The 20,751-nt window shown below is 30.9% G+C and carries 25 protein-coding genes; 5 read left to right on the top strand and 20 right to left on the bottom strand.

The features are described 5' to 3' along the window. Positions 1 to 72: 72 nt before the first annotated feature. Entirely contained in the window at positions 73 to 960 is an 888-nt protein-coding gene (locus E0K96_RS05795; protein ID WP_168081865.1) for a PHP domain-containing protein, read from the bottom strand. Beyond that, complete coding sequence (locus tag E0K96_RS05790) at positions 941 to 1,906, bottom strand: ROK family protein (protein ID WP_206080605.1); 966 nt, start codon at positions 1,904 to 1,906, stop codon at positions 941 to 943. Before E0K96_RS05790 ends, E0K96_RS05795 begins: the two co-directional genes overlap by 20 nt. Positions 1,907 to 2,186: 280 nt before the next feature. On the opposite strand from E0K96_RS05790, the gene E0K96_RS05785 reads away from it, so the two are divergent. After that, positions 2,187 to 2,489 (top strand): hypothetical protein, encoded by a 303-nt coding sequence (locus E0K96_RS05785; protein ID WP_087242846.1) that lies wholly within the window; start codon positions 2,187 to 2,189, stop codon positions 2,487 to 2,489. A 91-nt stretch (positions 2,490 to 2,580) separates the two neighbouring features. Here E0K96_RS05785 and E0K96_RS05780 read toward each other — a convergent pair whose 3' ends face one another. From E0K96_RS05780 to E0K96_RS05740, 9 genes are all read right to left on the bottom strand, one after another. Beyond that, the gene (locus E0K96_RS05780) at positions 2,581 to 3,222 is read right to left on the bottom strand and encodes an alpha/beta fold hydrolase (RefSeq protein ID WP_168081835.1); all 642 of its coding nucleotides are present in this window, start codon (positions 3,220 to 3,222) and stop codon (positions 2,581 to 2,583) included. Positions 3,223 to 3,303: 81 nt separating this feature from the next. Continuing rightward, entirely contained in the window at positions 3,304 to 3,933 is a 630-nt protein-coding gene (locus E0K96_RS05775) for a TetR/AcrR family transcriptional regulator (RefSeq protein WP_168081833.1), read from the bottom strand. 141 nt (positions 3,934 to 4,074) lie between these two features. Next, positions 4,075 to 4,719, bottom strand: coding sequence for a flavin reductase family protein (locus tag E0K96_RS05770; RefSeq protein ID WP_168081831.1), 645 nt, complete (start codon positions 4,717 to 4,719; stop codon positions 4,075 to 4,077). 23 nt (positions 4,720 to 4,742) lie between these two features. After that, positions 4,743 to 5,141, bottom strand: coding sequence for an SRPBCC family protein (locus tag E0K96_RS05765; protein ID WP_087303710.1), 399 nt, complete (start codon positions 5,139 to 5,141; stop codon positions 4,743 to 4,745). Between the two features lie 27 nt (positions 5,142 to 5,168). Further along, on the bottom strand, positions 5,169 to 5,501 hold the full coding sequence (locus tag E0K96_RS05760; RefSeq protein WP_087303711.1) for a DUF3795 domain-containing protein: 333 nt from the start codon (positions 5,499 to 5,501) through the stop codon (positions 5,169 to 5,171). Positions 5,502 to 5,547: 46 nt separating this feature from the next. Continuing rightward, positions 5,548 to 6,147, bottom strand: coding sequence for an alpha/beta hydrolase (locus E0K96_RS05755; RefSeq protein ID WP_168081829.1), 600 nt, complete (start codon positions 6,145 to 6,147; stop codon positions 5,548 to 5,550). 34 nt (positions 6,148 to 6,181) lie between these two features. Next, positions 6,182 to 6,670: an MGMT family protein gene (locus E0K96_RS05750; RefSeq protein WP_168081827.1), complete on the bottom strand. Its 489-nt coding sequence runs from the start codon at positions 6,668 to 6,670 to the stop codon at positions 6,182 to 6,184. A gap of 121 nt (positions 6,671 to 6,791) precedes the next feature. After that, the gene (locus E0K96_RS05745) at positions 6,792 to 7,250 is read right to left on the bottom strand and encodes a VOC family protein (RefSeq protein ID WP_129736421.1); all 459 of its coding nucleotides are present in this window, start codon (positions 7,248 to 7,250) and stop codon (positions 6,792 to 6,794) included. A 77-nt stretch (positions 7,251 to 7,327) separates the two neighbouring features. Then, entirely contained in the window at positions 7,328 to 8,332 is a 1,005-nt protein-coding gene (locus E0K96_RS05740; RefSeq protein WP_168081825.1) for a C45 family autoproteolytic acyltransferase/hydrolase, read from the bottom strand. 305 nt (positions 8,333 to 8,637) lie between these two features. Here E0K96_RS05740 and E0K96_RS05735 point away from each other — a divergent pair, with 305 nt between their 5' ends. The 3 genes from E0K96_RS05735 to E0K96_RS05725 all read left to right on the top strand — a co-directional run bounded on the left by E0K96_RS05735 (position 8,638) and on the right by E0K96_RS05725 (position 9,980). Next, positions 8,638 to 8,817: a transposase family protein gene (locus tag E0K96_RS05735; RefSeq protein ID WP_168081823.1), complete on the top strand. Its 180-nt coding sequence runs from the start codon at positions 8,638 to 8,640 to the stop codon at positions 8,815 to 8,817. Positions 8,818 to 9,073: 256 nt separating this feature from the next. Next, positions 9,074 to 9,349 carry a transposase gene (locus tag E0K96_RS12335; protein ID WP_168081863.1) on the top strand — a complete coding sequence of 92 codons (276 nt, stop codon included), beginning with the start codon at positions 9,074 to 9,076 and terminating at the stop codon, positions 9,347 to 9,349. A 7-nt stretch (positions 9,350 to 9,356) separates the two neighbouring features. Further along, positions 9,357 to 9,980: a transposase gene (locus E0K96_RS05725; RefSeq protein WP_168081821.1), complete on the top strand. Its 624-nt coding sequence runs from the start codon at positions 9,357 to 9,359 to the stop codon at positions 9,978 to 9,980. Positions 9,981 to 10,139: 159 nt separating this feature from the next. On the opposite strand, the gene E0K96_RS05720 is transcribed toward E0K96_RS05725, so the two are convergent. Next, on the bottom strand, positions 10,140 to 11,801 hold the full coding sequence (locus tag E0K96_RS05720) for a DAK2 domain-containing protein (RefSeq protein ID WP_168081819.1): 1,662 nt from the start codon (positions 11,799 to 11,801) through the stop codon (positions 10,140 to 10,142). A gap of 12 nt (positions 11,802 to 11,813) precedes the next feature. Next, positions 11,814 to 12,170, bottom strand: a complete 357-nt coding sequence (locus E0K96_RS05715; RefSeq protein ID WP_087242856.1) for an Asp23/Gls24 family envelope stress response protein — start codon at positions 12,168 to 12,170, stop codon at positions 11,814 to 11,816. A 292-nt stretch (positions 12,171 to 12,462) separates the two neighbouring features. Between E0K96_RS05715 and rpmB the strand changes: the two genes are divergently transcribed. Beyond that, the gene (gene rpmB / locus E0K96_RS05710) at positions 12,463 to 12,648 is read left to right on the top strand and encodes a 50S ribosomal protein L28 (protein WP_087242858.1); all 186 of its coding nucleotides are present in this window, start codon (positions 12,463 to 12,465) and stop codon (positions 12,646 to 12,648) included. 95 nt (positions 12,649 to 12,743) lie between these two features. On the opposite strand, the gene dnaJ is transcribed toward rpmB, so the two are convergent. From dnaJ to holA, 7 genes are all read right to left on the bottom strand, one after another. Next, a complete protein-coding gene (dnaJ, locus tag E0K96_RS05705) occupies positions 12,744 to 13,868 on the bottom strand; it encodes a molecular chaperone DnaJ (protein ID WP_168081817.1) in 1,125 nt (374 codons plus the stop codon). Between the two features lie 49 nt (positions 13,869 to 13,917). After that, entirely contained in the window at positions 13,918 to 15,738 is a 1,821-nt protein-coding gene (gene dnaK, locus E0K96_RS05700) for a molecular chaperone DnaK (RefSeq protein ID WP_087242862.1), read from the bottom strand. Between the two features lie 20 nt (positions 15,739 to 15,758). Beyond that, positions 15,759 to 16,316, bottom strand: coding sequence for a nucleotide exchange factor GrpE (gene grpE, locus E0K96_RS05695; protein WP_240924449.1), 558 nt, complete (start codon positions 16,314 to 16,316; stop codon positions 15,759 to 15,761). A gap of 10 nt (positions 16,317 to 16,326) precedes the next feature. Continuing rightward, complete coding sequence (gene hrcA / locus E0K96_RS05690) at positions 16,327 to 17,364, bottom strand: heat-inducible transcriptional repressor HrcA (RefSeq protein ID WP_168081813.1); 1,038 nt, start codon at positions 17,362 to 17,364, stop codon at positions 16,327 to 16,329. Between the two features lie 104 nt (positions 17,365 to 17,468). Beyond that, a complete protein-coding gene (hemW, locus tag E0K96_RS05685) occupies positions 17,469 to 18,566 on the bottom strand; it encodes a radical SAM family heme chaperone HemW (RefSeq protein WP_087297686.1) in 1,098 nt (365 codons plus the stop codon). After that, a complete protein-coding gene (locus tag E0K96_RS05680; RefSeq protein ID WP_168081811.1) occupies positions 18,563 to 19,768 on the bottom strand; it encodes an L-serine ammonia-lyase, iron-sulfur-dependent, subunit alpha in 1,206 nt (401 codons plus the stop codon). Before E0K96_RS05680 ends, hemW begins: the two co-directional genes overlap by 4 nt. Then, positions 19,756 to 20,733, bottom strand: a complete 978-nt coding sequence (holA, locus tag E0K96_RS05675) for a DNA polymerase III subunit delta (RefSeq protein ID WP_087242870.1) — start codon at positions 20,731 to 20,733, stop codon at positions 19,756 to 19,758. Before holA ends, E0K96_RS05680 begins: the two co-directional genes overlap by 13 nt. Positions 20,734 to 20,751 lie beyond the last annotated feature (18 nt).

Here is a 20,751-nt window from a genome sequence, read left to right as displayed (position 1 = left end):
AAAATATAACTTGATCAAATAATAATTAAAAACACTACCTATTGATTTCCAATACTGTAGTGTTTCATTCTATTAAATAAGATGATGAGCTTTTAAGCAATCTTCTATTTCCTGTGGATTTGAACAACCATTTTCTCCTAAATGAATAGATGGTTTTGTCTTACCATGAAAATCACTTCCACATGTATACAAGACATTTAGTTCTTTAGCTTTATTGTAGAAATATTCATTTGTTTCTGTTGTATGATAACTTGAAAAACATTCTACTCCATCTAATCCTAATGCCACCATTTCATCAAACAGTTCAAACTGTCCTTTTAAATTATTACCAGGATGAGCCAACAGGGCAACTCCACCATGTTGATGAATCAATTGTATAGTTTCTTCTAAAGTTGGAAAATGTATCTCTGTATAACATGGTTTCCCTTGGGCATAATAATCCCAATAAAAATTCACATAGGGATTATCACTTCTTTCTCCACCTTGACGATATGGCTTTAATAATTCATGATCTTCATATCGTAAATCATTTAATAAGGCTTCACCAAACATTTCGCCTGTATAAACACCATTTGTTGATAATGCATCTAATTGTTCTTTTTTCAAATCAAATCCTAAGGCATTCGTTAATTCTAATTTCTTCATACTGCATGCAATTTCCTGCTTTTCAATATCTTCACCTAATTGGTTAAAGACTTCCTGATTATCAATACCATATCCTAACACATGTAAATTAACACCCTTATAAGTACAATCAATTTCAATAGCAGGAATATATGTCATTCCTAATTCATCTGCATGTTTTTTTGCTTCCTCATTTGCTTTTACCCAGTTATGATCAGCAATAGCCATGATTTTCACATCTGCCTCATGACACATATCCACTAACTGTGTTGGTGTATATTCTCCATCATCACTATACATACTATGCATATGTAAATCAATATAACTCTTTGTCATCATTCTTCTCCTCCTCTAATATTTTTTGAATACTCATTTGATAAAGCCCATCTTCTATCAATGAATCCATATTCTTTACATGAATCATACGTGGTCTATGTTTAAATGGAATCGTATTGAGATGAAAATCATCCAGACAATCAATAACATCACTACAAATCCCAATCATTTCTGGATTGAAAACACAACAAAGTGTCGATAACTGTTTTTCTAGTAATTCTTTAGGTTGAGTTTCAAGCATTTGATTTTGTTGCTCAGATGTATAAAACGGTAAATATCTTAACTCGCCCGCAAAATGCGTAAAACCGTTATATAACTTTCCATTAATAATCATTCCACAGCCTATATATTGAACTGCTGGCTGATAAACAAATGCCAAATGCTGACATTTTGGATATTGATGATAAAAACCAATACTGGCAATATTAACATCATTTTCTAAAATGATTTGATTCTTATAAAAATCACGAATCATCTCTAAAAGATTCACATTTTCAAACAATTCAAAGTCACAAACATCAATATATCCATCATGACAAACACCAGGAATACTTAAACAAATCATCGTTATAGAAGAGTCAGCAGATAAAAACTTCTTCATTAATAAGATCAATTCATCCACTTGACCATACATCGAAGAAACTGTTTGAGATGAAATAACCTGATTAAAAAGATTCACATTCTGACAAATAAATTCATAACCATTGATTTGTCTTTTTAAAATCATTTTTAATATATGACGATAATCTTTATTCAAAACATACTGTTTTGATTTTCGTCCTCCTGTTGATGCATTTTCACCTATAAAAAATATTTCTTGATTTTTTAATAGTTCCTGCAAAATATTTGTCATGGATGATAACGATAATTGCGTCTCATCAGATAACTGTGTTTTCGTCCATATGTTTCCATCATAAAAACATTGTCTTACTTTTTGAATATTCATGTGTTTTAAATCTTTAACTTTTGACAAAATATCACGCTTTCTATTTAAACTCCAATTCTTTGATAAAAGATTCAATTACTTTCGTTAAGTCTTGTTGAAAGTTATTATTATCATATCACATATTCTTATTTATTCATATAAATTTCAACTTATGAAAAAAATATCTGTATATACCAGATAAATAATATTTTCATCTTCATTTCTTCAATCACTTTGTCATATAAGTCATTTACCACACTCAAAATTCAAATAGGAACATATGATAATTATGGTGATGACAATGTCCTTAACTTTTATTCATCCTATCGCACTTGATGGTTTAGCTGTTTTATTGGTTGCCCCTTTAACAGAAAGTTTATCCGTTGATGAACAAGCTGTTGTTGGTGCCTTTTTCAATGTACTTGGTGATTTATTAGCTCTTAACAGCAGTTATCTTTCTTCCTTTCAGACAACAGATAGTCAATCCAATGAACAAGACTCAAACTCTCAAGAAGATAATCAGGATAATGAGTATGATCTTTTAAAGAAAAGTTTTCAAAAGTTAGAAGAAGAATTAAATAAAATCAAACAAGATAAAGAATAATAAAATTCAGTATTATGTATTTTTAGTCATAAATATATAGACGTTTAAATATTGATCAAAACCATAAAATTCTGTCTTGTCTAAAAAATAGCTAATATTTATAATCATTATTCAATTGATCATAATATTCATCTAATATTCTTGCTAATTCTTTTGGATTGTTTTCATTAACAACATGACCTGTTTCTTTAATAATGATGAATTCTGATTGTTGAATATTTTGAGAGAAAAAATAAGCTGATTTCATATTGGCTTTGTCTTTTTCTCCACAAATAATAAACGTTGGACATTTAATAACATTGACTTTATGACTAAAATTTAATTCTTTCATTGTATTTCCTAAAATAAATGTATCTTTCTTTTCAAAAGCCATACTCTTAAATGTTGATTTTGGCAACAATCTAAAAATAACATTTTGAATACTAAACATGATTTTCGGTACTTTATGCGGTGTTCCAATAAGGACTAACGACTTTACTTTACCCGGGTATTCTATAGCGTAGTTCAAAGCTAATATTCCACCTAATGAAAGTCCACATAAATCAATTTGTCCCTCAATTTCATGACAGTACTCAACAAATGAAGAATATAAATGAGAATAGCTTGCTTCTTTCCCATTGAGGATTGTCGATAAATCAGGACATAATATGTCTTTGTTGTTATGCATATTCTTAACGACTTCATTCCAACTGCTACCTTTATGCCCAGATCCATGAATAAATACTTTTATCATTTTTCTTCCTCCTACTCATAGCATACATACTTTAAGTATGTATAATTTTATTTAAAATTGCCTTATCATAAGGCAATGTTTTTATTTATAATATGGTAACTTATCAATTTTTTCGATCATTTCTTCATCATAAAGTGGTAACCCCATCTTTCCTAGCATGACAGTGACAAACTTATAACGATTCTTTATATCATCAACATTCCCAGGAAACAGTGATGGTATCATCCATAAATCTGTTAATATGAAGAGTTCGGCTAATTCTTTTGGCTGTTCTGTTTTTATAGAACCATCTTCCTGCCCTTCTTGAATCAACTCCAACCAATAGGGAAGCAAATTCTGATAATTAGATTCAAACATTTTCGCTAAGATTTGAGGATTCTCTAAAAGAGGTAATGCCTGATTAGTTAATTCTACCATCTGTTCATTAGACTGATTGAGTTTAATTGCTAATTTCATTTTCTCTAGACCGTTTAGATCATTTCGTTTTTTGACTATCTCAAAAGGATTATTATGAATGAACATAGTTTCCCCTAATTTATTCATGATTTCTTCTTTAGATTCAAAATGATGATAGATAGCACCTTTTGTCATACCTAACTCATCTGCTATATCTTGAATTTTTGCGTTGTCATACCCTTTTTCTAAAAATAGTCGCTTAGAAACTTCTAATATTTTATTGACTGTGACTTCAGGATGTTTATTTCTTGCCATACTTCTCACCTCTTACATACTCTTGGTATGTATAATTATAAATAAAAAAACAAAAAAGAGTCAATTCAAACATACTCAAAGTATCTTTGTTAAATAAGATATTTTATCTTCAATTAACTCAATTTTGTTCTTTCTGTTTTTTTAGTCATACTTTTCGATATTTATAGTAGCTATAGCAGATTGATTCGGTTCCCCAGTCAGAAGATCTTGTGGTGCTGGTATTAGCATCATAAATCCATTTTTTTCATATCGCTTATATCCTTGAGCATAGTTCTCTTCAACTGATATATGTTGTACTTGACCTATAATCATGGCAGTTATGCCCGCTCCACTCAAATCCTGTATATCTTTTAAAGTACATTCTATATTGATAAAAGCTTCATGAATGGCAGGTGCATGTATAGTTTTGGCATGTTCAAGTGTCAATTGCCCTACTGAAAATTCATCATCTTCAATTTGATTATGATGAATTGTATTGACCAGCTGATCATAGTAACTAATAGGAAGAAAATTAATACAGAAACATTTTTCTCGTTTTATATTCGCATATGTATGTGTATGTTGGTATAAATTTCCCATCACCGCAAAGAAAGCTGTCTTATCTCCATGAAAACTGCTCCAGGAATGAAAACATACATTAGGTTGTCCATTTTCTTTCCAAGTGGTAATGGCAAATAAAACTGTAGGTATACCTGCTGTAACTTCAAAGTGAGAAAATAGTTCAAACTCCTCTGGATATGAGGGCTTAAAATACTTTGGAAATTCCTTTTCAATCTCTATTTTCATGAACATCCCTCCATAATTTCAATTTACTTCTTTAATGATTTCTTTAAATCTTCAACAAATTGTGTCTGTTGTTTCTTCAAATAAGATTTAACGAATGGCTTCATAAACCATTTTTTAGCTTGTACATCCTCAGTAAATTCTATTTCAGTTTGATTCCCTTTAGGAGTAAAAATACCAATCCAATGACCTTTCATATTGCTATTTTCCATATCAAATTCCCAACGTTTATACGGTTCTACAACAGTAACAGTAAAAGTAGTAGCAAAATGTTCTTGAGAGTACTCAATAAATTGTTTTTCATTTATGATTTCTGTTTGACTTAAATCACTACGCCATAACTTGTATTTTTCAACATTGAAAACAACTTCCCAGACTTTTTGGATATCATTATCAATCAGTGCTTTTATATGAGAAGTAGGCATTTTTAACACTTCCTTTCAAATAAGGATCTATTTTTTCAAATTTATTAAAGCAGACGGATTATTTTCTAGGATGGTACTTATAATAGAACATTTTTCTAAATCTGAACAATCCCCACAAGTATTAACACCCTTTTTCATTGCACACTGTCGAATACCACACATACTATCACAAAATACAGTTTTCACACCATCAACACGGCATCCTTCACAGTTAATATGTTCAGGAAAAATGGGTGCATTATTCAATTCAGCCCATAGCTTGGCAGTTTTCTTTCTCAACTCCTGATCATTATTGACTGTCGCAAGATATGCATCACAATTTTCACAATCCAATCCGCAATATGCAATCATGTTTTTCATGGTTATATACCTCCACTCGTATTTATAACTCTCTATAAATTTTTTGTTATATGACATTTTTCATCCAATTATTTAAAAATTCTATTTGCTCATCAGTATGAAACCAATGTTCACCATTTTCCATTACGGTAAGATGTGCATCATGACCATTTATAAACTCATCTACTGTTTTTCTTGATGTTAAATTGTCATGTCCTGCATACAATATCTCAGTTTTAACATTCCATATTATTGGATTGTCTCTAACAAAACATAAGTATTCCCAAGATAATGTTTCTCCAAAATCTGTCTGTATTTCTCTTTTCTCAGCCAATTCTTTTTCTGAAGTATTTGCCCAATTTATCATATCTATTATCAACTGCTCCATATCTAATATCGGAGATATAAATAACGCTTTTTTGATTTTACATTTCTGTAGTGAGTGCATTGCTAGATAGGCACCAATACTATTTGCCAGTATATAAATTTGATCATATTTATTTTGAACATTATTATAAAAATCAACAAATTTATTTTTTACAATCCAAGGAAGATAGTCGTTAAAATCTATTCCGTAAATATCAAAGCCAGGGCAATTTTTCTTATATTGCTCAGCTTCAAGATAATTGCCACCTTTACCATGAATATATATAATAACTTTTTTCAAATGAGTTCCCCTCACTTTCGTTTTTTAATCACCTTCAATGTTCCTTATTCAAATCAAAAAGTACATCTTCATAATCTTTTACATAATACTTTATATTCTTGCGTCCTTTTTTTATAATTGTATGTCCTTCAGCCTCAAGTTTTTCTTTTTGGACTTCTATACCTCCTGGATATTTTGAATTCAATTCTCCATTTGCTTTTAATGTTCGCCAATATGGAGTTTTATCTTCAGTTCGCTGATAACTTGCCCATGCTGCAATAGATACAAAAATCCCTGCGGTGATAGGTTCAGTAAAATCTGCATCGTTCTCTTTTGCGAAAAATTCTCGAATTTTCCCAATGGTGATTACCTTTCCATAAGGTATTTTCTTCATGACTTTATCGTAATCAATTGGTGGAGCAAAATACATATTATTTCCACCATATTTTTCAATACTTTTTTGGTCTGTAATCACCTGAAATTTAGGCATATCTTTATTATTGTGTAACATGGCATTAAAATCCTTTTTTTCTTCATTAGCCATACTTTAACACCTCCTATCTTTATTATAAAGAGATAAAAAATTCAATGCAATGAGACTGTTTGAAATAATGCTTACAATCTCTAGACCATATAAATAACTTCTTTTTGACTTTTTTATTGATTTACTTTAAACACGCATTTACAAATTTCATGGGTACATTCATACGTTCTGCTACTTGTTCAGGTGTCAGTCCACTATTTAAGAAACGTTTGCATACGACTTTTAAATTTTCTCCAACTTCGATAATATGCTTATCTGGATCATAGAATCGAACTACACGTTGTCCCCATGAATGTTCTATAACAGGATGTACATATTCAATGTCACACTCTTTTAATTTATCAATAAACTTATCAAAATTATCTTCTTCAAAATAAATTTCAAAATTATTACCTCCAAAGGTGATTTCACTTGCACTGATAAATTCTTTGTATGTTTCAACTGTCTGTAAAGACAAACCTCCAGTTAAAGTTTTATTAGCTCCAAAATCCATAATCACATGAAGTCCAAAGACTTTTTTATAAAACTCAACTGATTTATCTATATCAGTGACTACTAACATAGGGTTCTTTAATTTCATTTTTATTTTCTCCTTTATAATGTACTTGATATAATCATTATCCCATTATAAAAAATGTTTGACAATCATTAACTATATCAATAAGAAAATTTAAATCGATGATCTTCCTGATATTGTTTTCTTGATGGATTTCCTTCAACTCTATATATTTTTTTATTTTTAATATCATAAACTACAGACCATACAGTATCTGCACCTTTTCTTCTATCATACTGACACATAAATCCATACTTTCCAGATAATATATCAAAAATAAGTTCCATTGATAAATCGTTATTTTTTAATGACTGATATGCAATTTGATGTCTTAATAATGAATTCCAGTCATCAATATTGTATTCATTATATTTTTTCATTTGTGACGAGTTAAAGTTGTTTGCTGTAGTAACAAAATTTTCATTTTCTAAAGGATAAACGACCACAACATTTTGACTATTACACTCTACTATTGCAATGTTTCCTAAAGCATCTGCTATTGTTATTGTTTGATTAGAAGCAATGGGAACTGACTTTATAAATTGAATAGCTTCCTGTAGTGTCTGACATCTTTCCAGAATATAACGCACAATCATTCCTGCATTTATTCCAGGCATGATATTCTGTGGATAAATAAAAGTCATTCCTATTGCTAAGCCGTATTCATTGATACCATCTTCCATTTCAACAAACGCTGTCGTATTTCCATTAAATGAGTAGCAATTATCTAAATTATACAAACAGTTCATATAAAGTTTCTCTAATTCAACTAAAAAATCACTGTTTCTTCCTAAGATAATTTGATTTTTATCACTGATTGCCATACACGTACATTTATTATTAAATTCAAAACAGTACATACTCAATAAAAAAGTGAGCATATCTTCATATGATGTTTGCTGTCCATCAGCAATTCCTTTTATTTCATCTAAAATTTCTGGATAATATTTTTCATAAATAGGTAAACATTGCTTAGCAAATTCCTTTCTTTCTTCACTGACAACAAATGTATGCTGATTCGCAATAATTTTATTATTTTTTCTTAATAAAGTTCCCCAACGAAAACCACAATCATAGTGACTACCTTTGAATTTTCCATGATACATTTTATTTTTCCTCCTCGTTTATTTCGAGCAAGATCTTCCTCAATTTCAATCTTAATTGAATAAAAATTTTATGTCAATGAATTAAAATTTATTTAAATACAACTCATAATTCTTCATCCTTTCAATAACATATGAGCAAATAAAGGGTATATTAAATAATCGCGGGGTAAACCTTAACCTTTAATTTTATTACGGGGTTTGCCCTTTTCTGCTTTAATTTCTAAATGGGGTAATTTCATAATAAAAAGAAACCTCCTGATATAATATATGTTTGCAGACATTTATATCTTGAAAGGAGGTTCCTCATGAACGATTTTATCATTAAACTTCTTGATTTAAAAGAAAAAGATTTGGATTTTATTGAATCTATTACCAAAACTGAATCTTCTGATTTTATTATTATTCTTAAAAGATTTATTCAGGTTTGTCCTCATTGTGGTTCTTTAACCGATAGAATTAAAGATTATAAAATCATAAAGTTTTAATTCATTCTCATTCTTTTATTTTCTATAAACAACGTCGTTATTGCTGCAAGGACTGTGGCAAGTCCTTCGTTGAATATTCTCCCTTTACTGGTACCAGACATATCCTTACTGCTTCTACTGTTATCAATATTCTTAATGATTTGAAACCTTACACTTCTACATTTTCTTCTGTAGCTAAAAAATATGGTGTTTCTGTTTCTACTGTTGTTGATATCTTCGATAGACATGTTCAAATCAAAAGAAAAATCTTACTCATATCCTTTGTTTTGATGAATTCTATTTCAACAGACATGCAAAAAAGAAATATGCTTTTATGATTATGGATTTTTCTAAAAAATATATTATTGATATTGTGGAATCCAGATGGAGTGAAGATCTTTATGACTATTTCTTCCACATTCCTCTTGAAGAACGAAATCAAGTTAAATATATCATTATAGATATGTATTCTAATTATAAGTTCATTATTAATAATTTTTTTAAAAGTGCTATTATCTGTGTTGATCCTTTTCATGTAGTCAAAAAAAGTTAATGATTCATTGAATCAGGTAAGAAAAAGAATCATGAAGAAGTATTCTACTGATGAACTTAAAAATTCTGTAGATTACAAACTTCTTAAAAGCAGATATTACATTATTCTTAAAAATGAAGACAGTTTAAACTTTGAAAAATTCTACTATGATAGAGTTTTAGGACATACAACAACTGAACTAGGCTTAAAGGAAAGAATCCTTCAAATTAATCCTATACTCAATGAAGCCTATAAAATAAAAGAAGAATACATCAACTTCAATAATGAAAATCAGGAGACATTTGATATAGATAAAAAAACAAAAGAATTCGATTCATTAATAAAAAGAATGAAATTATCAAATATACAGGAGATGATTGAATGTGCAAAGACACTCACAAACTGGAAACAGGAGATATTAAATTCATTTCATTGGTATGATGGAAGAAGACTTTCAAACGGACCTATAGAAGGAAAGAATAACTATATAAAGAAAATTATAAGTAATGCAAATGGATTAAGCAATTTTAAAAGAGCCAGGAATAAATTCATTTATTCACAAAACCAATATGAAAAATATCTAATAAATGAAAATAAAGAAAGTATTAAAAGAATAGGTAATTATAGAGGAAAATATAAAAAAAGGAAATAAAATAATGAATGTCTGCAATTTCCTTTAAAATAAAAGTGGGGTGTTTCTGCCCCACAATTTTTTTAAAGCTTTTTTATAAAACCCCACGATTATTTAAAGCGCCGATAAAATCGAGCCTCCATATTCTATAAGAAATATTATCCTGTCTTTCGTAATATTCTATTCGACACCCACGATAAATGAATAAACTGGTTGTTTTCCATTTACACATTCGATTTCAGCTTCAAAGTGATCTTCAACATAACTTTCAATATCTTCAACTTCGTCTTCAGTCACATCTTCACCATAAATTAAAGTAATAATTTCTGAATCTTCATCAACCAATCCATTTAAAGTTTCTTTTAAAGCTTCTACTTTATTTGGAACACAGGCAATAATCTCTTTTTCACATAATGCCATATATTGATTAGCCTTAATATCCACACCATCAATATTTGTATCTTTAATCGCAAAAGTCACTTGTCCAGTTTTCACATTTGCAATAGCCTCATTCATTTCATTTAAATTGTCTTCTAAAGATACTTCTGGATTAAACATAATACATGCTGATAAACCTTGTGGAATTGTTTTAGAAGGAATCACATGAACATCTACTTCATCTTCTAAAATAATAGCTGCCTGTTGTGCTGTCATCACAATGTTTGAGTTATTTGGTAATATAATGACATGTTTTGCATTAACATCACGAATGGCTTGAACGATATCTTCAGCAGAAGGATTCATTGTTTGTCCACCACTGACAACATAATCACAATGCAATTCTAAGAACATATCTTTAATACCATCACCAGCAGCTACACTAATAATAGACACATCCTTAGGTTCTTCCTTTGGTGCAGTTAATGTTGCTTTTGCATTAGCAGCAGGTGTACTATTAGCTTCTAAAATAGAATTATGCTGTTCTTGCATATTTTCAATCTTTAATTTAATAAACTCACCATATCTTTGTGCCACATTTAAAGCATTTCCTGGTTTTAATGTATGCACATGAACTTTAACAATATCTTCATCCTGAACAACAACAATACTATTACCAGGTAATCTTTCTAGTTCATTACGTAAATTTTCTTCTTTAAAAACTTTTATTTTTGCTGGATCCAATCTAAAAATAAATTCTGTACAATACCCATATGCATCTTCACTACCAGATTCAACATCAACAAGTGCTTCTTTTGCATTATCGTTATTAATATCTACACGTTCAATTTCTTCACCAGCTAAAGCAGCCATGAACCCAGTTAAAATCAATAATAGACCAGCACCACCACTATCAACAACACCAACTTCTTTTAATACAGGTAAAAGTTCTGGTGTTCTTTCCAATGATTCTTCAGCTTCTTTTACAAAGTAAGAAAAAACATCTTCGATTTCCATACCAGGTTTTGCATATTTTACAACAGCTTCACTTGATTCTCTTATGACAGTTAAAATTGTACCTTCAACAGGACGCATAACAGCTTTATAAGCTACTTTAGCTCCATTTTGTAAAGCTTGTGCAAATTCTACAGCATCAACTTGAGATTTTCCCTCAAAAGCCATAGAAATACCTCTAAAGATCTGTGATAAAATAACACCAGAGTTTCCTCTTGCTCCCATCAATAAACCTTTAGATAATTTTTTTGAAATTTCATATATATCGTTAGAATCTAACTTTTCAATCTCATCTGCCCCAGAACTAAATGTTAAAGACATATTTGTACCTGTATCTCCATCAGGCACAGGAAAAACATTTAGTGCATCAATTTCTGGATGATTATTATGCAAAACAGTCGCACCTGTTATAACCATCTCTTTAAACTGTTTACCATCAATGATTCTCATGTTAACCCTCCACTAATCTGTTACACGAATGCTTTGTACAAAAACATTCACTGCTTCAATATCAATATCTAAAGTTGTTTCTAAAACATATTTCACTTTCTTTTGAACTTCATAAACAACCTCAGAAATTTTGACACCATATCCAACGATAATATAGACATTTAAAATGATTCCTGTTTCCCCATCTTCTACGACAATCCCTTTAGCATAATTATCTTTACCTAAAAGATCATAAAAACCATCTTTCATAATCTTTTGACTTGCCATTCCAACAACTCCATAGCATTCAGTTGCAGCACCCCCAGTAATACTAGCAACGACATCTAATGAAAGATGAATATCTCCTAAATCAGTTGTTTTTGTTATCATAACTATTCCTCCGTTCTTATCATAAATTCATAAATAGTTAACTATATTATATCTTATTTTTAAATTGTTGACAATTATTTCATAACAATGCATACGCATTATAACCCACTTATATTATCTTGTAAATAAAATTTAAAAAAATATTGAAATATTCATATTTTTCATATATTATATTTACGTTCAAATACAAAATATTTTTTATGTTTATATAAAAAAGTATTTGCATTTTCATTTTATTAATGATATTATACTTAGGTATGTGAATGACACTTTGTAAAGGATGGTGAATATAATGGCTAGAAAATGTGAAGTGAGCGGAAAAGGACCTATGTCTGGTAATTCTCGTTCTCATGCATTAAATGCAACTAAGAGAAAATGGAATGTTAACTTACAAAAAGCTACTATTTTAGTCAATGGTAAACCAAAAAAAGTAAAAATTTCAGCAAGAGAATTAAGAACTCTTAGAAAAAGTGCTTAATGATAAAGATTGCATCCTTCCTGGATGCTTTTTTTATGCTCTTTTATTCAATCATTATACCCTATCATATGAAAAAAGAAGATAACAAATTCATGCTATCTTCTAAAACCTTTTTTGAATTGATCAAAGATTGATTCTTTTTTTGCGGCTTTTTTTAACTTATGATAAAGATCTTTTTCTTCACGAGATAATTTTGTAGGAATCTTAACATCAATTTTAACAAATTGATCTCCATAATTATCACTACGTAAATCCTTCACACCTTTACCCTTTAAACGTAATGTTGTACCTGGTTGTGTTCCTTCTGGAACTTTTAATGTCACATCACCATAAACCGTTGGGACATCTACTTCACAACCTAGAGTGGCATCAACTGCTGAAATTGGAATAGAAATATAAATGTTTCTACCATCACGTTGGAAGTGTTGATGTGGTTTGACATAGATTTCAACATATAAATCACCATTAGGTCCACCATTTGTACCACGATGTCCTTTACCTTGAACACGTAACTGTTGGTGCGTATTAATACCAGCTGGTATATTTAATTCAACTGTTATATTTTTATTGACATATCCATTACCATGACAGTGAGGACATTTTTCTTTAACGACTTTACCTGTACCATGGCAATCAGGACATGTTGTCTGATTTACAAACGTTCCAAAAGGCGAACGTTGTTGTGTACGAATCGTACCTGTTCCACCACATCTAGAACATGTCTGATAATCGTTAGGTGTTTTCGCACCAGTTCCATGACAATGTGAACATTGTTCATCATAATTGATTTTAATTTCTGCCTTCTTACCTTTAATAGCATCCATAAAATCAATTTCTAATTGAACAAAGCGGTCTTCACCACGCATAGGTCCACTTTTTCTTTGACGTGATCCTCCACCACCAAAGAATGAACCAAAAATATCTCCTAAGTCAACATCTTCAAAGCCACCAAATCCGCCAAAGCCTCCGGCTCCTCCACCGAATCCACCAGCTTGATCAAATGCAGCATGACCATAACGATCGTAGGCAGCTTTTTTATTGTCATCAGATAAAACATCATAGGCTTCCTGAACTTCTTTAAACTTTTCTTCTGCTCCAGGTTCCTTATTGACATCAGGGTGATATTTTTTAGCCATTTTACGATATGCTCTTTTTATTTCATCAGCACTGGCACTCTTTGATATACCAAGCACTTCATAATAATCTCTTTTTTCAGCCATAATCTCACCTCTTGACTAGATAAAACCAAGGCAAAGCCTTGGCTTTATTTTAATTTTTTTCTGTAAAATCTGCATCAACAACATCATCATCTTGAGTTGCTGTATTTGAAGCATCACCTGTTGGATTAGCTCCTTGTTGTGATTGTTGATATTGATATGCTGCCATTTGTTGAGCAACTTGTTCTAATTCACTCATTTTTGCTTCAAGTGTAGCCATATCGTTAGCATCTAATGCTTTCTTTAATTCATCTCTTAAAGCAGTAGCTTGAGCTTTTTGATTATCATCAATCTTATCACCTTGTTCAGCTAAAGCTTTATCAATTTCATTAATCATTTGTTCTGCTTTATTTCTTGTTTCAATATCTTTACGTTTCTTTTCGTCATCAGCTTTATTTGCTTCAGCTTCTTTAACCATTCTATCAATTTCTTCATCACTTAAACCAGTTGAGTTTTGAATAGTGATAGATTGTTCTTTTTGTGTTTTCATATCTTTTGCTTTAACATTAACAATACCGTTAACATCAATGCTGAAAGTTACTTCAATTTGAGGTACTCCTCTAGGTGCAGGTTCAATACCATCTAATTTAAATAAACCTAATTGTTTATTATCTTTAGCCATTGTTCTTTCACCTTGTAATACGTTGATATCAACAGCAGGTTGATTATCAGCAGCAGTAGAGAAGATTTGTGATTTAGTTGTTGGGATAGTTGTATTTCTTTCAATTAAGACAGTCATAACTCCACCCATTGTTTCAATACCTAATGATAATGGTGTTACATCTAGTAAGACAATGTCTTTAACATCTCCAGCAATAACTCCACCTTGGATTGCAGCACCCATAGAAACAACTTCATCAGGGTTTACTGATTTGTTAGGTTCTTTTCCAAGTAATCTCTTTACTGATTCTTGAACTGCAATAATACGTGTAGAACCACCAACTAATAAAACTTGATCAATATCACTTGGAGACATACCTGCATCGCTTAATGCTTGTCTTACAGGTCCTTCTGTACGCATAACTAAATCATGTGTTAATTCATCAAATTTAGCTCTTGTTAGTGTTAATTCAAGATGTAATGGACCAGCTGGACCAGCAGAAATGAATGGTAATGAAATTTGAGTTTGCATCATACCAGAAACATCTTTCTTTGCTTTTTCTGCAGCTTCTTTTACACGTTGCATAGCCATTTTATCGTTGCTTAAGTCAACACCTTGTTCTTTTTTGAATTCAGCAACAATCCAGTTCATGATAGCTTGGTCAAAGTCATCTCCACCTAAATGGTTATCACCAGCAGTAGCTAAAACTTCAAACATACCATCAGCTAAATCAAGGATAGAAACATCAAATGTTCCTCCACCTAAGTCATAAACTAAAACTTTTTGTTCTTTATCTAATTTATCAACACCAAATGCTAATGCTGCTGCAGTTGGTTCGTTGATAATACGTTCAACTTCTAATCCAGCAATTTTACCAGCATCTTTTGTTGCCTGACGTTGAGCATCATTGAAATATGCCGGTACTGTAATAACAGCACGATTAACTGATTCACCTAAATAAGATTCAGCAGTTGCTTTTAAGTTTTGTAAAATCATAGCTGAAATTTCTTGAGGTGTATAATCTTTACCATTAACATGTTCTTTATAGCTTGTACCCATATGTCTTTTAATTGACATAACAGTTTCTTTGTTTGTAACTGCTTGACGTTTAGCAGCTTCACCAACAATAATTTCTCCATTTTTGAAAGCAACAACAGATGGAGTTGTTCTTAATCCTTCAGGATTTGCAATAACTTTTGCTTCACCATTTTCCATCACACTTACACATGAGTTTGTTGTTCCTAAATCAATACCAATAATTTTATTACCCATAATGATCATCCTCCTAAAATTTATTCATTGACTTTGACTAAAGATGCACGAATAACGCGATCTTTCAATTTGTAACCTTTTTGAAGTTCTTCTACAACAACATTGTGATCAAAATTTTCATCTTGTGTTGTCATAACTGCCTGATGTAGATTTGGATCAAATTCTTTACCTTGAGCTTCAATCACTTCTACACCATTTTTCTTTAAAATGTTCATCAACTGATCAAAGATCATCTGATAACCTTTCAAGAAAGTTTGAACTTCTTCACTTGGATTTTGCACATTCAACGAACGTTCAAAATTATCCACTACTGGAAGTAATTCTTCAATAAATGACTGCATCATAAATTTTAATGAATTTTGATGTTCTTTTTCTAAACGTCTTTTTAAGTTTTCCATATCTGCAAAAACTTTATAATAATCCGTTTTCCATGTATTGACTTCTTCTTCCAATTTTTTCATTTGCTTTTCTAAGCTTTCTGTTGTATTCTCATCTTTCTTTTCTTCATTTTCATTTGTTTGTTCATCTACAACTTCTTCTGTCACTTCTTCTTTTTCAGTTTCCTTTTCCTTTGCCATTGTTTCACCTCTATTCATCATCTTCATCATTTTGACTCACAAGAACTTCTTCTAAGCTCTTTGAAATATACTCAACTAAAGAAACGACTTTCTCATAAGGCATACGTGTTGGCCCAATGACTGAAATAGATCCTTTAGACTCATTCCCTGTTTTAAACGAAGCTGAAATCACCGAAACATCATTTAAATCCTTTATTGGTGAATCACTTCCAATTCTGACCGTTACACCATCTTCCAAAGCAATCGGTTCCAAACTTTTCCAAGATTGTGAATTTTCAAATGCAGTTACTAAACGACGTAATTTATTCACATCGTTATATTCTGGCTGATATAACATATTCTCTTTTCCAGAAAAATAAACATTGTTATTCGCAAACTTCATAAATGCTTCCAAGAAAGCATTGAATAGAACTTCATGTTCTTTAATACGAGCACTTAATATAGGTTTGACATCTCTTTCTAAACGATAAACGACTTGATTCATCGGTGTTCCATCAAGCAGTTCATTCATGACATTGACACAACTCGTTAAATCTTCCATATAAGCATTATTCGTAATATTGAAGTTTCGATTTTCGACATGTCCTTTATCTGTGACGATAATGGCTGTCACAGTATGTTCAGACAAAGGAACAAGCGTAATATTCTGTAAATGTTCATAAATTGCATTTGGTCCTAATGCGACTGTTGTCAAATGAGTCAATTGACTTAAAATTTGGCAACTCTCTTTAATAATTTCATTTAAAGAGCGATGTCGGTCTCCCAAAATTGTTGAAACCTGATTTTTCACCTCGTCATCTACACTAGGTTGCATCAAGGTATCGACATAAAAACGATATCCTTTTGTTGATGGGACACGCCCTGAAGACGTATGCGTCTTCTCTAAGTAACCGTGTTCTTCTAGAAACGACATTTCATTTCTAATTGTTGCACTCGAATAAGGAAGCTGATATTTCGTCATTAAGGTTTTTGATCCTACTGGCTCAGCCGTTTCCACAAATTCTTCAACAATACATTTTAAAATCAGTAATTGCCTAGCTGTCAGCATATCATAGCCTCCTTTAGCACTCCTTTTCCTCTTGTGCTAATTACATTATACTCATCTTTTTAGCACTGTCAACACTTTTGTGCTAAAAAAGAATGAAAAACAGGTCATCCCTGTTCATCTTCTAAAAAATCTATTAAAATATTATTGAGATAATCCATCCCTAAAGATGTTGTTTTTAAATATCCATTCGTTATTTCTAAAAAATTCATATTTTGATATTTAGTAATGACATCTTGATATTTCACTTGAAAATCAATATCAAATAATCTATTCATTTCCTCAAGAGAAATCCCTTCATTCAAACGTAAACCCATCATGATTTTTTCAAACAAGCAATCCTCCATAGACAATGGAATATCATTTTCTAAATAATGATGATTCAAATAACGTGTCAAAGATTTTGTATTTTCATAACGATGATGTTTTTTTAATGAATGTGCAGAAAGACCAATCCCCTCATAATCCTGATAATGCCAATATACAAGATTATGCAATGATGGTTTATAACGATAATAATTACTCACTTCATATTGATGGAAACCATATTTTTTTAATTCTTGTCGTATAAAATGATACCACTTGGCATCTTCTTCATCATCCAAAGGCTGATAATTCATATTTTTTAAGATTGTATGATCCTCTAAAATCAACGCATAATAGGAAACATGTCCTATGTCTAATTGACATAATTGTTGAATATCTGCTTGAACATCTTCTAATGTCTGATCTGGTAAACCATACATCAAGTCAATATTAATATCCTGAAAGCCTATTGTTTGAGCATCTTTTATGAGTTCTAAAACTTGTTTAGAGGTATGAACTCTACCAATCTTTTTTAATAAATCATCACGAAAGGTCTGGACACCAATGCTTAAACGATTGACACCATTTTGAAAACAAAGCTCTAATTTTTCTTGATCCATTGTTTCTGGATTGACTTCGATACTATATTCTTGAACTTGTTTGGAAAAAGGTTTTAATAATTCAAATAAGTATTGAAGCTGCTGATAAGTAAGAGCAGTTGGTGTTCCACCACCAATATAGATACTATCATAAGATGTTGATAAAGCTTTATCTTTTATTTCAAAAGATAAAGCTTTTAAATAATCCCAGGCCCATTTTTCATCATAAAAGACTTTACAAAAATCACAATAACTACAAATATGCTGACAGAATGGAACATGAACATATAAAGCACTCATGATAAACCAAATTCTTTCGCTAATCCACCTAGAGAGGTTTCTTTATAATCACTAGATAAATCTTTACCCGTTTCTTTCATGACTTTGACAATAGTATCAAAAGACACTTTGTTTTTTCTTAAATAACCTAACTGTTTAGCTAACATTGCTGCATCTAATGCACGTAATGATCCATATCCATTACGCTCAATACATGGAATTTGAACATAACCACCTACAGGATCACAAGTCAATCCTAGATTGTGTTCTAATCCCATTTCAGCAGCATACTCTATTAACGAATTATTAAGTTCATATATCCAAGCCATTGTAGCAGCCGCCATTGCACAGGCCGTTCCTACTTCTGCCTGACAACCACCATCAGCGCCAGAAATTGTAGCATTTGTTTTAACAACATTACCAAATAAACCGCCAATAGCTAAAGCTTTAATCAAATCTTTCTTTTCAATATGTAATTGCTTATAACAATAATAAAGAATAGCTGGCATAATACCACTCGCCCCACATGTTGGTGCTGTCACAATTTGTCCACCATCAGCATTTTCTTCTGACACAGCATAAGCATAACTAGAAATAAATAGTCTTTCACGATCAGCTTCACGTCGCGTATTTTGCGCCTGTTGAAACATTGATTTTGCTACTCTTTTTAATTTTAGCTTTCCTTGAATGACTCCTTCTTTTTTCAAACCATTTTCAACACTTTCAAACATAGCTTCCAATATATCAGAAAGAAAATGATCAAAATCTTCACCTTCATTTTCTAAAACATAATCATATAAAGAAATACCATGAACATCTACATAGTCAAGTATTTCTTTCATTGTATTTTGTTGATATACCTGAACTGGATCTTGAGCCAAATCTCCTTTAAATAGGATGGAACCACCACCAATAGAATAAACTTCTACCGTTTTCATTTTTACATCATCCTTATAAACATGAACAATCATGCCATTAGGATGAAAAGGTAATTCTTCACTTTTAAAAGAAAATTGAACAGGTTTTGGCGCAAAAGTCTTTTCAATTATATAATCAGTTAAATGTCCCTTCCCTGTTAAAGCCAATGAACCATGTAAATCAACATGAAAATGTGTGGCTTCAGGATACATTTCACTTATTTTTAAGGCTGCCCTTTGAGGGCCCATCGTATGTGATGAAGAGGGCCCAACACCAATTTTAAATAATTCTCTCATTGATTCCATTTTCCATTTCCTCCCATTCGCATTAAAAAGAGTTCTAAACCCTTGTATTTATCAATTTTTCCTGTTTTTATCGCAATATCAAGTTGTGATAACTCATCAATACAAACCAATAATTCTTTCAAATCAAAATTTCGACTATCTCGTCTAATATACCACAAACGGCCAGATTTAATAGATAACATTTGGGCTATTTCTTTATCATTATAGCCTTTTCTATCCAATAATTTCACCTGGTATAATAAACGCATAGCATTTCCAATCAACACAATTAATTTCACTGGTTCTTCATTATTCATAATAAGATCTTTATAAATACGAAAACTTCTCGCTGTTTCCTTGTTTAAAATAGCTTGAGTTAATTCAAACACATTTTCTTCAATCTGTTTACTCACTAACAAATCAACTGTCTGTGTTGTAATATGCTTTGTATATAAACAAAGTTTTTGAACTTCCTGAGAAATTTCTAATAAATTATTTGGCATACGTGATAAAAACAACCTTAAAGCTTCTTCATCAATCTCACAGCCACGACTTTTAATAGCCTGATGAGTGGCTTTATATAATTGATGTTCATCCATTTTTTCAATATCATAAAAATGAGCATTTTTACGCAACTCTTTAACAACTTTTTTTCTTTCATCAAAATTTCTTTGATCATGATAGATGACAAGAACTGTAGTAGGATTGTCTAGTTTTAAATAATCCATAAATTTTTGAATATCTTCATCACTTGCTATTTTTTGTTTTTGAGTTGTCAAAAAAACGGGGTTTTTCACAACAATCATTTTATACTCACTTAAAAAAGGTGGTGTTAAAGCATCTTCTATGATAGATGATAACGGTGTGTCCTGACACCAATATGTCACAATATTCATATCATCTTCCTGAATATGATATTTTTTCTTTAATGTCTTCAATCTTTGTTCCATTAATAATTTATCTTCACCATAAATAACAAAATTCATAGAATCACCCCACGCCTA

Origin of the sequence: Massilimicrobiota sp. SW1139 (assembly GCF_012027715.1) — a bacterium.
In the GTDB taxonomy this organism is placed as follows: Bacteria; Bacillota_I; Bacilli_A; order Erysipelotrichales; family Coprobacillaceae; genus Allocoprobacillus; species Allocoprobacillus merdigallinarum.
Note: the sequence above shows the minus strand (reverse complement) of the source record. Positions and strands in the feature narration are given on the sequence as shown.